Source organism: Streptococcus sp. HMSC034E03 (assembly GCF_001811505.1).
Classification (GTDB): Bacteria; Bacillota; Bacilli; order Lactobacillales; family Streptococcaceae; genus Streptococcus.
Genome location: NZ_KV804997.1, coordinates 41768 through 57086, shown reverse-complemented (window position 1 = coordinate 57086; position 15319 = coordinate 41768). Strand labels below are relative to the sequence as shown.

The following is a 15319-nucleotide window of genomic DNA, read 5'->3' as shown; positions in this document are numbered from 1 at the left end:
TTTGCTCTTTGATTTTCATTGAGTATTACTTTAAATGAAAGAGGTGGAGAAAATGTAGGCAACTCTAAGTAAGTCTTTTAGAAAAACTCATATTATATATTGAAAGAGAGAAAACGATGTTTAAAAGAACTTACAAACGCAATATTCCACTCCTAGCAGGTCTGGAATTCACTTCTTATTTTGGAATCACCAGTTTTTGGATTTTATTTTTTATCCAAAATGGTCTTTCCTTACTTCAAATCGGTCTATTAGAGAGTATCTTTCATGGGACAAGTCTCTTATGTGAAATCCCATCTGGTATGTTGGCCGATCGATTTAGCTACAAGACCAATCTCTATTTGGCTCGCTTGGCCAGTATTGTATCCTCTATCTTGATTTTGTTTGGTCAGGGGAATTTTTGGATTTATGCTTTTGCTATGATGGTCAACGCTTGGTCTTATAATTTTGATTCGGGGACCAGTACCGCTTTCTTATATGATTCAACAGTTGAAGCAGGTCAAAAGGACCGTTATCTTCAGATTTCTAGCTTTTTGTCTGGTGTGGCAGAAGTTACTCGAACTCTAGGTACAGTTGTGGCAGGCTTCTTCATTCACGGAGCACTTGCCTGGACCTATCTGATTGCCATAGGATTTTCATTTCTGTCTATCATTTTGATTTATTTTATGAAAGAACCAATGGCTAAGAGAGAGAAAAATGAAGTCTTAACCTTTAAAATGATTGTCCAGCAAGTTCGTAAAGAATGGCAGGAAAAACCAGTACTCTTTTACTGGATGCTGACTTACCAGCTAGTCGGGACACTCATGTGTATGTTTTACTTTTATTATCAGCAGAAAATAAGTGACTTAGCAGGATGGCAGGTTTCACTGGTTATGCTTATTGGTAGTGGGTTAAATCTTATAGCGGTTTATGTAGCTAGTCAAATCGGTAAAAAATGGAATAGTAATCGAGTTTTTCCGACTCTTGTTGCACTAACGGGCTTGGCCTTGTTGTTGGTGTTTTTAGGGACCCCCTTTGCTTTTCTTCTTGTATATCTTTTAACTGATACACTTTATGCAGTTTATCAACCAATCTATTTCAATGACTTACAAGGTTATTTACCTTCCAGTGTAAGAGCAACTATGCTTAGTATCAATTCTATGCTCTTTAGTCTTTCCATGATTGTTATATTTCCACTGACAGGTTGGTTGATCGATCGTTGGGGTCTTGTAGCTGTATTTTTAGTTCTAGGTCTTATCTTGCTTTTAACCTACCCTATCCTAATAATCGGTCTAAAAAGGATGGGCAAGGTATTGGACAAGGACTTAAAAACTGAGTAAAGAACGAAAACCTAATTGCCCAAAGGATCATCCTGTGGTACAATAGCAAGAGGAAAAGGAGAAGAGTATGATCGATGTAGAAGAAATTCTAAGTAAGATGAATCCCAATCAAAAGATCAACTATGACCGTGTCATGCAAAAGATGGTTCAAGTTTGGGAAAAAAATGAAGAAAGACCAACCATTCTCATGCACGTCTGTTGTGCTCCTTGTAGCACCTACACTCTAGAGTACTTGACCAAGTATGCGGATGTGACTATTTATTTTGCTAATTCAAATATCCATCCTAAAGCTGAGTATCACAAGCGTGCCTATGTGACAAAAAAGTTTGTTAGTGATTTCAATGAACGAACTGGCAACAAGGTTCAATATCTAGAAGCACCCTATGAACCCAACGAATACCGTCAGCTGGTCAGAGGTTTGGAAGAAGAACCTGAAGGTGGCGATCGTTGCAAGGTTTGTTTTGACTATCGTCTGGATAAGACAGCACAGGTGGCCATGGACTTAGGATTTGATTACTTCGGTTCTGCCCTGACTATCAGTCCTCACAAAAATTCACAAACCATCAATAGTATCGGGATTGATGTGCAGAAAATCTACACAACTCATTATCTTCCGAGCGACTTTAAGAAAAATCAAGGCTATAAACGCTCTGTAGAAATGTGTGAAGAGTACGATATTTATCGCCAATGTTACTGTGGTTGTGTCTATGCAGCTCAAGCCCAGAATATCGACTTGGTGCAGGTCAAGAAGGATGCAACTGCCTTTATGGTAGATAAGGATATCGAAAAAGACTATTCGCATATCAAGTTCACTGTTACGAAGTTAGATATTTAAAGGGAAACCTGCCTAATGTGGCAGGTTTTCGTTTAAATGTACTGGGATAGAAATAGATGGATCAATCTTTAAATTTTTAGTCCGTGTCTTGCGTGAATTCAATAAATCAGTTGAGACTTAAGATTTGTGGATAAACATGAAGTTTAGGTTAAAAGTGTTTTTTGGAGTATAGAAGACCCCAAAATAGTTCAATACTGTGGTAAAATTATTCCTTTTTTGCATTTATACAACTTATTTAACGCTGTATTTATTCTTGTGATATAATGTCAAATTATAGAGTGGAGGTCATTCAGAATGATTGATAAAGTAATTGAACAATATAAAAGTCATGATAATCTTGATATTCGAGTAGAATTGCATAAGAAGTATTCAAAAAATAAACTGGGATTTAATAATTGGATATTTTCTAACTATCAAATCACTGATGAAGTAAAGGTGCTAGAATTAGGATGTGGTACAGGAGAACTGTGGAAAAGTAATAGTGATTCTATAGATAAAATGAAGCAGTTGGTTGTTACAGATTTTTCTCAAGATATGGTAAAAACAACGAAGTCAGTAATTGGAAATAGAGACAATGTCAACTATGAAATAATGGATATTCAAAAGATTTCTTTTGAGAATGAAACCTTTGATATTGTTATTGCTAATATGCTTCTACATCATGTGAAAGATATTCCTAAAGCTCTTTCTGAGGTGAATAGGGTCTTAAAAACAGGAGGCATTTTTTACTGTGCTACATTTGGTGAAAATGGGGTTGTAGATTATTTGGCAAGTTTATTTAGAGATGAAGTTGATCAAGATTTAGAAAATAAAACGTTTACTTTACAAAATGGTAAAATGTACCTGAGTAGGTATTTTAACTCTGTCGATACATTACTCTATGATGATGAGTTACAGGTAACTAGTATAGATGACCTAGTTAAATACATCCAATCGTTTAAAGGAATTTCAGAAATAGGTTCACTAGAAGAGGAAATAATACGTAAAAGATTGGAAAGTGAGTTTAATAATGGTATGTTGATCATTCCTAAAGAATATGGTATGTTTATCGCTCGAAAATAAAGTTAAGGGAACGAAAGTATGAAAAATTACGGAGAAGCTTTTCGATATTTTAGAAAATTAAACGGATATTCTTTAGAGTATGCTGCATCTGATTCTATATCAAAATCTCAACTCTCTAGATTTGAAAGGGGAGAAAATGAAATTTCTCTCTCAACGTTTTTTGAATTATTATCAAATATCAATGTTTCGATAGAGAATTTTTGTAATTACTTAGAACATTATAAAAGATCGGAGCTTGATGATTTTTTGGTTAATTTATCTCCAAATTTTTATAGTTTGAATACTAAAGGGTTGGAGGAAATAAAAAATGAGCAACAAAAACTTTTTGAAAAGAGTGGGGGAAAAATTCATAGAATAAATACAATTATGGTTCAGGGATTATTAAATCAAATAGATTGTAATCATATAGATTGTAATCATATAGATTGTAATCATATAGTTAGTAGAGAAGATCTAAATTTAGTATATGACTATTTATTCCAGAAGGAACGATGGGAGTCCTATGAGATAACGCTGATTGGTAATTTATATCATCTTTTTGAAATAGATTATATTTACATGGTCGGAAAAGAAATACTAGAGCGTACACATTATTACGAAAAAATTGGCAAGAATAGAAATTTAGTTGTGTCAGCTTGTTTAAATTTTTGGTTCTCCTGCCTTGAGAATTCACATCTAATATATGCAGACTACTTTGAAATGAAATTAAAAGAATTATTAAAAGATGACACAAAAGTTTTTGAAAAATCTACATTCAAATTTGTAGAAGGATATAAAATATACCTGACAGAATCTAAAGAATCTGGAATTAAGCAAATGCAAAATATCATTAAATATTTTGAGTTTATTGAGTCTAAAAATATTGCTTTATATTTTCAAAAACGATTAAATGAGCTGGTAGATTAAATAGCATTTTCTCTGTTAAGTCATTTTTTCCAAAGATTGTACTATAGGATTGATGCTATGCGGAAATACAATAACTAAATTTTTTGATAGGAAGGTGACCTGTATTTTTTATGCTAATCATCTTCTTATTTTTTGTATTAGATGCTAGAAGATTGTTGTAAACTTACAAGGAACAAAGACATTAAAAAAGTATTAGTATATCTAGTTATTTTGTATATCTTGCGAATTCTATCATAATGGATTTATTCCTTTTTGTGTTTACACAACTTATTTTACACTACCCAAAAAATGAGGTCAGGATTTTAATCCTGACCTCTGACAACTTTACCGATTCTTTAGTTCTACGTAGCGTTTGTACCAAATGTTGACATAGGCTTCTGAAAAGGGGCCTCGTTCATTGTTAATCCAATCAACAAGAATCTTGACATGCTCTTTCAAAATATAGTCTAAGTCAGAAGAATACTTCATTTTTCGCTTGTGTCGTTCATACTCCTCAACGTCCAAGAGGCGTTTCTCACCATCTGTAAAAACTTTAACATCCAAATCATAGTCAATGTACTTTAAAGCTTCTTCATCTAGATAGTAAGGACTTGCCATATTGCAGTAGTAGGAGATACCATTATCCCGAATCATAGCGATAATATTAAACCAATATTTCTTGTGAAAGTAAACAATAGCCGGTTCTCGAGTTACCCAACGACGACCGTCACTTTCGGTAACAAGTGTGTGGTCGTTGACGCCGATAATAGCGTTCTCTGTTGTTTTTAGTACCATGGTGTCCCGCCAAGTACGGTGGAGACTTCCATCATGCTTATAACTTTGAATTGTAATAAAGTCGCCTTCTTTTGGAAGTTTCATAACTAACCAACTTTCTACAATTTATAAGTTTATCATTTACTATTATATCACATTTTTATTTAAAGTTCTTAGTTTTTTTATGAAAAAATTAAAGATATTCTCTGAGAGCGCTGGCTATATCCGAAAAATCATAACCTTTTCTAGCTAAAACTTGGGTCAAACGTTGTTTCAGTTCGTATCCTTCATACTTCCGTGAGTATTTTGGGTATTGCTTATTCAATTCTTTAAAAATTAGCTCCTGAATAGTTTCTTCATCGACCTGGTTATCTAGTTGATCAAAGGCAGACTTGGCTTCTGTATAGGAAAATCCTTTATTGGTTAGGCCTTGGATAATCTTATCCTGTATAGCACGGGCAGGTAATTTCTCCTGGTATTTTTTCAATAGTTTTTTAGCTGTGCGCTCTGCGACTTCCGTCATATCAAATTCTTGTAAGACGTCTTGGATAACGGCCTTAGCAACTCCTTTTTGAGAAATCTTCTGCATCAGCATATAGCTTCCCTTATCTCCTGAAAGCTGATTGGAATTGATGATAGCTTGTGCATATTGGCGGTCATTGATCCAGTTGTCATTCTTTAGAGACTGAATGACTTGGGAGATGATTTTCTCATCAATTTCATGTTTGGCAAGATAATCTCTAACTTCTTTTTCAGTACGGGCCTTGAAGGATAAGTGGTAGAGAGCTAGATTTTTACTGTAGGAAAATTGCGCAAAGGATTTAATCTCAGTTAGTTCCTCAGCTGAGATCTCTTTCCCTTTTGTTAACATAAAGCGAACAATGGTATCCTCTGTAATGTAGCAGGTTTGGTCGCTATCAAGTTCGAGCAGATAGAGTCTTTTTTTCTTTTCAAGTTTTGTGATTTTCATGTTTTCCTCTTACCCAAATGCTTCAAAGGCAGCAACGAGTCGAAGTTTGTTGCTATCAACCAGCTCTCTCCCGTAATAGTCGAGAAATAGTTCAGCATATTTGGGATCTTTTAAGTTGTAATTGAGGGACCAAATTGCCCAAAAGAGATCGATATGCCGATCACTAAAATCAGCCAAACCAAGATCAATGAAGCAAGAGAAATGGCTAGCATCTTTTAGAATAAAGTTCGGTAGACAGGCGTCCCCGTGAATGAAGGCATCTGTCTTTAAAAGGTGCCCTTGTTCTTGGATGAGTTGGAAGGCCTCTTCGCGACTGCTAATCTGGAATTGGGCTAGGAGCGCCTTGGCATAGAACTCCCCTTTTTCATAGTTTTTAAAGACTCTGTCTTTATAGATCTGTAAATGATTTTCTGATGGAAAATTGTGTGGGTTTAAGCTGTGAAGCTTTTTAAGAGCCTCTGCCATTGTTAGGCAGATTTTTTCTGGCTGATCTAAAAAAGCGAGAGCATCACGGCCAATGGCTTCTTTTGTCAGAAGATAGTCTTTATCCGTAGATAAATAGTCGATAACAGGAGTTCCTATTCCCTCTTGTTCAAACCAACTCGCAATGCTAGCTTCTCGCTCTAATCTTCCCTTTTGATCAATTTTTAAATAGTAACCTGAGTCAAGATAAAGGACCCTTGCGCTTGAATGAGAAGAGCTGTCAGAAAGGCTTGCCTCCTCTATATAAGTTCGTAATTGCTCAGGAAAATCCAATGAGGAAAAAGATATCTTTGTATTCATGGTTTTATTGTAACATATTCTTAACCATTGAGAAACTACGTGGTATAATAGACTTATGAATCTAAAAGTCAAACAAAAAATTCCATTAAAAATCAAGCGCATGGGGATTAACGGGGAAGGAATTGGTTTTTTCCAGAAAACCCTCGTTTTTGTTCCAGGTGCCCTCAAGGGTGAAGATATCTATTGTCAGGTAACTTCTGTTAAGCGTAACTATGTTGAGGCCAAACTGCTTGAGGTCAATAAAAAATCTAAGTTTCGAGTGGTTCCAGACTGTACCATTTATAATGAGTGTGGAGGCTGTCAAATCATGCACCTGCACTATGACAAGCAGCTGGAGTTCAAAACAGATCTCCTTCATCAAGCTCTGAAGAAATTTGAACCTGCAGGCTACGAAAACTATGAGATCAGACCAACTATTGGTATGCAGGAACCCAAGTATTATCGAGCTAAACTACAATTCCAAACTCGAAAATTTAAAGGCCAAGTTAAGGCGGGATTATATGCTCAAAATTCCCATTATTTGGTAGAGTTAAAAGACTGCCTAGTCCAAGACAAGGAAACGCAAGCTATTGCCAATCGCATTGCTGAACTCTTGACCTATCATCAAATTCCGATTACGGATGAACGGAAAATCCTTGGAGTTCGAACCATCATGGTTCGTCGAGCACGGAAAACTGGGCAAGTTCAGATTATCATTGTGACCAATCGTCAATTAAATCTGACTCAATTTGTGAAAGATTTAGTCAAGGATTATCCTGAAGTAGTGACTGTCGCAGTCAATACCAATACTGCTAAAACTAGTGAGATTTATGGGGACAAGACTGAGATTATTTGGGGTCAAGATAGTATACGTGAGGGTGTATTAGACTATGAATTTTCTCTTTCACCTCGAGCTTTTTACCAGCTCAATCCTGAACAGACTGAAGTCCTCTACAGTGAAGCCGTTAAGGCCTTGGACGTAAATGAGAATGACCATCTGATTGATGCCTATTGTGGTGTTGGAACCATTGGTTTTGCCTTTGCCAAAAAAGTTAAAAGTCTGAGAGGGATGGATATTATTCCAGAAGCTATTGAGGATGCCAAAGAAAATGCTAAGCGCATGGGTTATACCAATACTCACTATGAAGTAGGAACTGCAGAAGAAATCATCCCTCGTTGGTACAAGGAAGGCTATCGTGCTGATGCCTTGATTGTGGACCCGCCACGTACAGGTTTAGATGACAAGCTTTTGGATACTATCGTCAAATACGCTCCTGAAAAGATGGTCTATGTTTCCTGCAATGTGTCTACCTTGGCGCGTGATTTAGTCCGTCTGGTAGAGGTCTATGATCTACACTATATCCAGTCTGTTGATATGTTTCCACACACGGCTAGAACAGAAGCAGTGGTCAAATTAACCAGGAGAAAGCCAGCTTCTAGATAAAAACGGCAACTGGAAAGTTTTTGAAAAGAAGACTTCTAGTTACAGAGTAAGATTTGCAAGCTATCTTTAAATATGATAAAATAAGTAGAAAATAAAATGAAAAAAGAGGTATGTGAAATGTCACGTAAACCATTTATCGCTGGTAACTGGAAAATGAACAAAAACCCAGAAGAAGCAAAAGCATTCGTTGAAGCTGTAGCATCAAAACTTCCTTCAGCAGACCTTGTTGAAGCAGGTATCGCAGCTCCAGCTCTTGATTTGACAACTGTTCTTGCTGCTGCTAAAGGTTCAAACCTTAAAGTTGCTGCTCAAAACTGCTACTTTGAAAATGCAGGTGCTTTCACAGGTGAAACTAGCCCACAAGTTTTGAAAGAAATCGGTACTGACTATGTTGTGATCGGTCACTCAGAGCGTCGTGACTACTTCCACGAAACAGATGAAGACATCAACAAAAAAGCAAAAGCAATCTTTGCGAACGGTATGCTTCCAATCATCTGTTGTGGTGAGTCTCTTGAAACTTACGAAGCAGGAAAAGCTGCTGAATTCGTAGGTGCTCAAGTTTCAGCTGCTCTTGCAGGATTGACTGCAGAACAAGTAGCTTCATCAGTTATCGCTTATGAGCCAATCTGGGCTATCGGTACTGGTAAATCAGCTTCACAAGACGATGCACAAAAAATGTGTAAAGTTGTTCGTGACGTTGTAGCAGCTGACTTTGGTCAAGAAGTAGCTGATAAAGTACGTGTTCAATACGGTGGTTCAGTTAAACCTGAAAACGTTGCAGAATACATGGCTTGTCCAGACGTTGACGGAGCTCTTGTTGGTGGTGCATCACTTGATCCAGAAAGCTTCTTGGCATTGCTTGACTTTGTAAAATAAGCTTCAAATATCTGAGACAGACAGTTCCCTCCCTCGAGGTTAAGACTGCCTGTCTTCTTTTTAGTAAAAAGGCGTGCGAAAGCACGCTCTTTTCTGCATTTTGAATGAAAAGGAAAGGAGAATTATGCTTTATATTTGGTCTTATCTCAAACGTTATCCCAAGTGGTTGATTTTAGACTTTCTCGGAGCTATTTTCTTTGTCATTGTCAATCTAGGTCTACCGACTGTTCTTGCTCGTATGATTGACCAGGGGATTAATCAAGGTAATGAAGAAAAGCTCTATTTTTGGGCTATCGTCATGTTGGTTATTATCGTCTTAGGAACATTTGGGCGGGTTGTTCTATCCTATGCTGCTAGTAAATTGACCACCAATATGGTTAAGGACATGCGGAATGATGTCTATGCTAAGTTACAAGAGTATTCTCATCATGAATATGAACAAATCGGTGTGTCTTCACTAGTTACTCGTATTACCAGTGATGCCTTTGTTCTCATGCAGTTTGCAGAACAAACGCTTAAGTTGGGTGTTATCACACCCATGATGATGCTATCGAGTATTCTCATGATTTTCTTGACCAGTCCTTCACTAGCTTGGATTGTAGCTTTTTCAGTTCCTTTTCTAGCTGTAGTAGTCCTTTATGTGGCAGTGAAAACGCGCCCCTTATCTGAAAAACAACAGAAAACACTGGACAAGATAAACCAATATGTCCGTGAAAATTTGATGGGCTTGCGAGTGATTCGTGCCTTTGCTCGTGAAGACTTCCAAGAAAACCGTTTCGAAGAGAAAAATGCAATCTATGCGGATAATTCAAATCGTTTGTTCAAATTGACTGGTTTGACAGAGCCACTTTTTGTGCAAATCATTATTGCCATGATTGTAGCTATCGTTTGGTTTGCTCTTGATCCCCTCAAGCACGGTAGTTTGCAGATTGGGGATTTGGTGGCCTTTATCGAGTATAGTTTCCATGCCCTCTTGTCTTTCCTTTTCTTGTCAAACCTCTTTACCATGTATCCACGTACGGCTGTGTCTAGTGAGCGTTTGAAGGAAATCATGGATATGCCTATTTCCATTGATCCAAATGAGGACGGAATTCAAGAAACAGAAACACATGGTTACTTAGAATTTGATAATGTGACCTTTGCTTATCCTGGGGAAACAGAAAGCCCTGTTTTGCATAATATTTCCTTTACTGCTAAACCGGGAGAAACCATTGCTTTTATCGGTTCGACTGGGTCAGGTAAGTCTACTCTGGTTCAGTTAATTCCTCGTTTTTATGATGTTACACTAGGGAAAATTAAGGTCGATGGTGTTGATGTCCGGGATTACCGTCTCAAATCACTCCGCCAGAAAATTGGTTTTATTCCACAAAAAGCCTTGCTCTTTACAGGGACTATCGCAGATAATCTCCGTTACGGAAAAGAGGACGCCAGTCATGAGGACTTGCACCAAGCAGCTGATGTAGCCCAAGCCAAAGACTTTATCGAAAGTCGAGAAGAAGGTTTTGCAACTCATCTGGCTGAAGGGGGAAGCAATCTATCAGGTGGTCAAAAGCAACGCTTGTCGATTGCCCGCGCAGTCATCAAGGGTCCAGATATCTATATCTTTGATGATTCCTTCTCAGCCTTGGACTACCGTACAGATGCAATCTTGCGTCGTCGTCTCAAGGAAGTGACGCAAGATGCTACGGTATTGATTGTTGCGCAACGTGTTGGAACCATTATGGATGCGGACCAGATTATCGTCCTTGATAAGGGCGAAATCGTTGGTCGTGGACGTCATGAAGAATTGATGGTAACCAATGATATCTATCGAGAAATTGCTGAGTCGCAGCTAAAAAATGCGTCTTTGACAGAAGAATAGGAGGTAAAGGATGAAACAACAATCTAGTCTAGCTCGTCTATGGAGCTATTTAAAAGCCTACCGTTTCTCTGTTTACTTTGCAGTCTTCTTGAAAATAGTCAGCGTCATAATGAGTGTTATCGAGCCATTCATATTGGGGCTTGCTATCACTGAGTTAACCAGCAACCTCCTTGCCATGGCAAATGGTGTTGCAGGAGCAGGGATTAATACCAGCTATATCGCAGTGATTCTGGTGATCTATCTCTTGCGTGGCCTTTTTTATGAGTTGGGTTCTTACTACTCAAACTATTTCATGACCAATGCTGTCCAGTCTATGATACAGGATTTGCGAAATGAAATGAGCGAAAAAATCAACCGCATCCCTGTGTCTTACTTTGACAAACACCAGTTTGGAGATTTGCTAGGTCGCTTTACCAGTGATGTTGAAACTGTTTCGAACGCTCTACAACAATCTTTCTTACAGATTGTCAATGCAGTCTTTACCATTATTTTTGTTATGGGAATGGTCCTCTATCTCAATCTTCAGCTGGCTATCATTGTTATCTTGTCGATTCCGATAACTTATTTTGGGGCTAAAACAATTCTGAATCGTTCGCAACCATACTTTAAACAGCAGGCGGCTATATTGGGACGTATGAATGGATTTGTACAAGAAAACTTGACAGGTTTCAATGTTTTAAAACTTTTCGGACGTGAAGAGAAATCTCAAGAGAGATTTGAAAAGATTACGGATGAATTGCAACAGGTTGGATTTAAGGCGAGCTTTATTTCCGGTTTGATGATGCCTGCCTTACACATTGTATCCGACTTAACTTATCTGATAGTCGCTGTCCTAGGAGGATTGCAGGTTATTGCAGGCCGCTTAACCATTGGTAATATGCAAGCTTTTGTTCAGTATGTGTGGCAGGTCAGTCAACCAATCCAAAATATTACTCAATTAGCGGGGCAAATGCAAAGTGCTAAGTCTTCGCTTGACCGTGTCTTCGAAGTTTTGGATGAACAGGAAGAAGTCCAAACTGCTGAAGTAAAAGAACTGGCGCCATTAACAGGACAGGTTAGCTTCAAGAATGTTGATTTCCAATACGTGGAAAATAAACCATTGATTCGCAATTTCAACCTAGATGTTGAACCTGGAGAGATGGTAGCCATCGTTGGACCTACTGGGGCAGGTAAAACAACATTAATTAACCTGCTCATGCGTTTTTATGATGTGACCGCAGGTGCTATTTTAGTGGATGGTCAAGATATTCGAGACTTGTCTCGTCAGGACTACCGTCGTCAGTTCGGGATGGTCCTACAAGACGCCTGGCTCTATGAAGGTAGTATCAAGGAAAATCTTCGTTTTGGGAATCTTGAGGCAACAGATGAAGAAATCGTTGAAGCTGCTAAGGCTGCCAATGTTGACCACTTTATCCGTACTCTTCCTGGTGGTTACAACATGGAGATGAACCAAGAGTCAAGTAATATTTCTCTTGGTCAGAAGCAGTTGTTAACTATCGCGCGTGCTCTCTTGGCTGATCCAAAAATTCTAATCCTTGACGAAGCGACCTCATCAGTCGATACGCGTCTAGAACTCTTGATTCAAAAGGCCATGAAGCGTTTGATGAAAGGGAGAACAAGCTTTGTTATCGCCCATAGACTTTCGACTATTCAGGAAGCGGACAAGATTTTGGTGCTGAAAGATGGACAGATTATCGAACAAGGAAATCATGAAAGTCTCTTAGCTGCAAAAGGTTTCTATTATGACCTTTACCAAAGTCAATTTTCTAGTAAAAACAGTGAAAATAGCTAGGATAAATAGCCACTCATTTTCTTAAATTATCAGTCAATTAGAACTTTTTTAATATGGGTTAATTTTCTTGCGTTTGTCTACTAGATGTAGTATACTGAGATAGTAATCAATAAATATGGTTGCAAAAATAATATTATGAGGTGAGAAAGATGGTAGAATTGAAAAAAGAAGCAGTAAAAGACGTAGCAACATTATCTAAACCAGCGGCAGAAGCGCTAGTAAATACAAAGGAAGTTTTGAATCAAGCAGTAGCTGACTTGTATGTAGCACATATCGCTCTTCATCAAGTACACTGGTACATGCGTGGACGTGGATTCATGGTATGGCATCCTAAGATGGATGAATACATGGATAGCCTTGATGGTTACCTAGATGAAATCAGCGAACGCTTGATTACACTTGGTGGAAAACCATACTCTACTTTGACAGAATTCCTTCAACACAGTGAAATCGAGGAAGAAGTTGGAGAATTCCGTAATGTAGAAGAAAGTTTGGAACGTGTTCTTGAAATTTATCGTTACCTCATCACTCTTTTCCAAAAAGCTTTGGATGTAACAGATGAAGAAGGTGATGATGTAACCAATGATATCTTCGTTGGTGCTAAGGCAGACCTTGAAAAAACAGTCTGGATGCTTGCAGCAGAATTAGGACAAGCACCTGGTTTGTAAGATACTCTATTTTGTCAAAAATCCGTAGAAAGTTTCTACGGATTTTTTCTATTCAGGAGGGCATTCCAAAACAGTCTTTTTTGAAGATTTTTGATAAAATAGAACTATCAATGAAAAGGATGAAAGCATGACAAAGAAAATCGTAGCCATTTGGGCTCAAGATGAAAAGGGTGTGATCGGAAAAGAGGATCGCTTGCCATGGAATTTGCCAGCAGAGTTAAAACATTTCAAAGAAACAACCTTGAATCATGCCATTTTAATGGGACGTGTAACCTTTGATGGAATGGGGCGACGATTGCTTCCAGGACGTGAGACCCTAATTTTGACGCGCAATCCCGAAGAGTCAATTGAGGGGGCTCTGGTTTTCCAAAATGTTGAGCAGGTTTTAGACTGGTATCATCATCAGGATAAGAATCTCTATATCATTGGTGGCAAGCAGATTTTTCAGCTTTTTGAACCTTATCTCGATGAGATTATTGTGACACAAATTCATGCTCAAGTTGAAGGGGATACCTATTTCCCAGAAGATTTTGACTTGACTACTTTTGAGACTCTTGCAAGCAAATCTTATAGCAAAGATGAGAAAAATGCCTTTGATTTTACCATCGAATATAGAAAGAGAAAGGAAGTCTAATGGAGCGCAGTATTTTTGGATTTTTCACAGCTCTTTTGTGTGCTGTCTGTTTTGTAGCTGGAACACACGCTTTTCGTAAAAAGCGCTTTGGACTTGCTACTCTACTTTGGCTTAATGCCTTTACAAACTTGGTGAATAGCATTCATGCTTTTTATATGACCTTATTTTAGATAGAAAAATCATTTAGAACGGAAGGGAATCATGCCTACAAATAGGAAAAATGATATGATGGTTTATTGCTCATTTTGTGGCAAAAGCCAAGAAGAAGTTAAAAAAATAATCGCTGGGAACAACGCCTTTATCTGTAATGAGTGTGTGGAGTTAGCCCAGGAAATCATTCGTGAGGAGTTGGCAGAGGAAGTCCTAGCAGACTTGTCTGAAGTACCAAAACCAATCGAACTCCTAAACATCTTGAACCACTATGTGATCGGTCAAGATCGTGCCAAACGTGCCTTGGCAGTGGCTGTATATAACCACTACAAACGCATCAATTTCCATGACACTCGTGAAGAGTCAGAAGATGTGGATTTGCAAAAATCAAACATTTTGATGATTGGCCCAACTGGTTCAGGGAAGACTTTCCTTGCTCAAACACTTGCTAGAAGTTTGAATGTACCATTTGCCATTGCAGATGCAACAGCTCTTACTGAGGCTGGTTATGTAGGTGAGGACGTGGAAAATATCCTCCTCAAACTCTTGCAGGCAGCTGACTTCAACATCGAACGTGCAGAGCGTGGAATTATCTACGTCGATGAGATTGATAAGATTGCTAAGAAGAGCGAAAATGTTTCCATCACACGTGATGTTTCTGGTGAAGGTGTGCAACAAGCCCTCCTTAAGATTATCGAAGGTACAGTAGCAAGTGTTCCTCCACAAGGTGGACGCAAACATCCACAACAAGAAATGATCCAAGTAGATACCAAGAATATCCTCTTCATCGTGGGTGGTGCCTTTGATGGAATCGAAGAAATTGTCAAACAGCGTCTTGGTGAAAAAGTCATCGGTTTCGGACAAAATAACAAGGCTATTGATGAAAACAGCTCATACATGCAAGAAATCATTGCAGAAGATATTCAAAAATTCGGTATTATTCCTGAATTAATTGGACGCTTGCCTGTCTTTGCAGCCTTGGAGCAGTTGACAGTAGATGATTTGGTTCGCATCTTGAAGGAACCAAGAAATGCCTTAGTCAAACAATACCAGACCTTGCTTTCTTATGATGATGTTGAGTTAGAATTTGACGATGAAGCACTTCAGGAAATTGCAAATAAAGCTATTGAACGCAAGACTGGTGCGCGTGGTCTTCGCTCAATCATCGAAGAAACCATGCTAGATGTTATGTTTGAAGTTCCAAGTCAAGAAAATGTGAAAACAGTTCGTATCACAAAAGAAGCAGTTGATGGAACAGCTAAGCCAATCCTAGAGACAGCCTAGAGGTGA

Annotated in this window: 15 protein-coding genes; 12 read left to right on the top strand and 3 right to left on the bottom strand. The window is 38.2% G+C overall.

What is annotated here, in order from left to right; genetic code table 11:
* Positions 1-116 precede the first annotated feature (116 nt).
* The 4 genes from HMPREF2805_RS08280 to HMPREF2805_RS10800 all read left to right on the top strand — a co-directional run bounded on the left by HMPREF2805_RS08280 (position 117) and on the right by HMPREF2805_RS10800 (position 4119).
* Entirely contained in the window at positions 117-1316 is a 1200-nt protein-coding gene (locus HMPREF2805_RS08280; protein WP_075232127.1) for an MFS transporter, read from the top strand.
* 67 nt (positions 1317-1383) lie between these two features.
* The gene (locus tag HMPREF2805_RS08275; RefSeq protein WP_000567559.1) at positions 1384-2151 is read left to right on the top strand and encodes an epoxyqueuosine reductase QueH; all 768 of its coding nucleotides are present in this window, start codon (positions 1384-1386) and stop codon (positions 2149-2151) included.
* 294 nt (positions 2152-2445) lie between these two features.
* Positions 2446-3213 (top strand): class I SAM-dependent methyltransferase, encoded by a 768-nt coding sequence (locus tag HMPREF2805_RS08270; RefSeq protein ID WP_075232126.1) that lies wholly within the window; start codon positions 2446-2448, stop codon positions 3211-3213.
* Positions 3214-3231: 18 nt separating this feature from the next.
* Entirely contained in the window at positions 3232-4119 is an 888-nt protein-coding gene (locus HMPREF2805_RS10800; RefSeq protein WP_083301312.1) for an Rgg/GadR/MutR family transcriptional regulator, read from the top strand.
* A 324-nt stretch (positions 4120-4443) separates the two neighbouring features.
* Here HMPREF2805_RS10800 and HMPREF2805_RS08255 read toward each other — a convergent pair whose 3' ends face one another.
* The 3 genes from HMPREF2805_RS08255 to HMPREF2805_RS08245 form a co-directional block, all read right to left on the bottom strand.
* Positions 4444-4977 carry a nucleoside tri-diphosphate phosphatase gene (locus tag HMPREF2805_RS08255; RefSeq protein ID WP_049504712.1) on the bottom strand — a complete coding sequence of 178 codons (534 nt, stop codon included), beginning with the start codon at positions 4975-4977 and terminating at the stop codon, positions 4444-4446.
* An 88-nt stretch (positions 4978-5065) separates the two neighbouring features.
* Positions 5066-5842 (bottom strand): recombination regulator RecX, encoded by a 777-nt coding sequence (recX, locus tag HMPREF2805_RS08250; RefSeq protein ID WP_075232125.1) that lies wholly within the window; start codon positions 5840-5842, stop codon positions 5066-5068.
* Between the two features lie 9 nt (positions 5843-5851).
* On the bottom strand, positions 5852-6625 hold the full coding sequence (locus tag HMPREF2805_RS08245; protein WP_075232124.1) for an aminoglycoside 3'-phosphotransferase: 774 nt from the start codon (positions 6623-6625) through the stop codon (positions 5852-5854).
* 55 nt (positions 6626-6680) lie between these two features.
* Here HMPREF2805_RS08245 and rlmD point away from each other — a divergent pair, with 55 nt between their 5' ends.
* From rlmD to clpX, 8 genes are all read left to right on the top strand, one after another.
* Positions 6681-8048 (top strand): 23S rRNA (uracil(1939)-C(5))-methyltransferase RlmD, encoded by a 1368-nt coding sequence (rlmD, locus tag HMPREF2805_RS08240; RefSeq protein WP_075232123.1) that lies wholly within the window; start codon positions 6681-6683, stop codon positions 8046-8048.
* 117 nt (positions 8049-8165) lie between these two features.
* Positions 8166-8924 (top strand): triose-phosphate isomerase, encoded by a 759-nt coding sequence (gene tpiA, locus HMPREF2805_RS08235; RefSeq protein ID WP_075232122.1) that lies wholly within the window; start codon positions 8166-8168, stop codon positions 8922-8924.
* A gap of 124 nt (positions 8925-9048) precedes the next feature.
* Positions 9049-10785: an ABC transporter ATP-binding protein gene (locus HMPREF2805_RS08230; RefSeq protein WP_075232121.1), complete on the top strand. Its 1737-nt coding sequence runs from the start codon at positions 9049-9051 to the stop codon at positions 10783-10785.
* A gap of 10 nt (positions 10786-10795) precedes the next feature.
* Positions 10796-12577: an ABC transporter ATP-binding protein gene (locus tag HMPREF2805_RS08225; protein WP_075232120.1), complete on the top strand. Its 1782-nt coding sequence runs from the start codon at positions 10796-10798 to the stop codon at positions 12575-12577.
* Positions 12578-12726: 149 nt separating this feature from the next.
* On the top strand, positions 12727-13245 hold the full coding sequence (locus HMPREF2805_RS08220) for a Dps family protein (RefSeq protein ID WP_075232119.1): 519 nt from the start codon (positions 12727-12729) through the stop codon (positions 13243-13245).
* A gap of 127 nt (positions 13246-13372) precedes the next feature.
* The gene (locus HMPREF2805_RS08215; RefSeq protein WP_075232118.1) at positions 13373-13879 is read left to right on the top strand and encodes a dihydrofolate reductase; all 507 of its coding nucleotides are present in this window, start codon (positions 13373-13375) and stop codon (positions 13877-13879) included.
* Entirely contained in the window at positions 13879-14049 is a 171-nt protein-coding gene (locus tag HMPREF2805_RS11100; protein WP_000442253.1) for a hypothetical protein, read from the top strand. The genes HMPREF2805_RS08215 and HMPREF2805_RS11100 overlap by 1 nt, the downstream gene beginning before the upstream one ends.
* Positions 14050-14080: 31 nt before the next feature.
* On the top strand, positions 14081-15313 hold the full coding sequence (clpX, locus tag HMPREF2805_RS08210; RefSeq protein WP_006145154.1) for an ATP-dependent Clp protease ATP-binding subunit ClpX: 1233 nt from the start codon (positions 14081-14083) through the stop codon (positions 15311-15313).
* Positions 15314-15319 lie beyond the last annotated feature (6 nt).